Origin of the sequence: Streptomyces sp. GbtcB6 (assembly GCF_019091475.1) — a bacterium.
Taxonomy (GTDB): domain Bacteria; phylum Actinomycetota; class Actinomycetes; order Streptomycetales; family Streptomycetaceae; genus Streptomyces; species Streptomyces hyaluromycini.
Genome location: NZ_JAGXJL010000547.1, coordinates 1 through 229 on the forward strand (window position 1 = coordinate 1; position 229 = coordinate 229).

Consider the following 229-nt stretch of genomic DNA (forward strand, 5'->3'; position numbering starts at 1 on the left):
GCACCACCTTCCCCGCCTTCGCCCCTTGGCCCTGGCCACGGGCCTGCCCGATCTGCGTCCCCAGCTTGTCCGCGGCGGCCTGCAGCGGGCCGGTCAGACCCGCGGCACGCGCGCGTGCCACCGGGTTGGTCCGCCGCCACTCGGCCCCCTCGGCCTCCTGGATGGCCCGGTCGACCGTGTGCATGCGGCCCTCGACCTTCGGACGCGCGTCGCGGGGGACGTGACCGAT

General features: G+C 76.4%; 1 pseudogene. It reads right to left on the reverse strand.

Going from position 1 to position 229, the window contains the following annotated elements:
- Positions 1 to 229: pseudogene (locus tag KVT45_RS55940) on the reverse strand (DUF349 domain-containing protein); the annotation flags it as partial.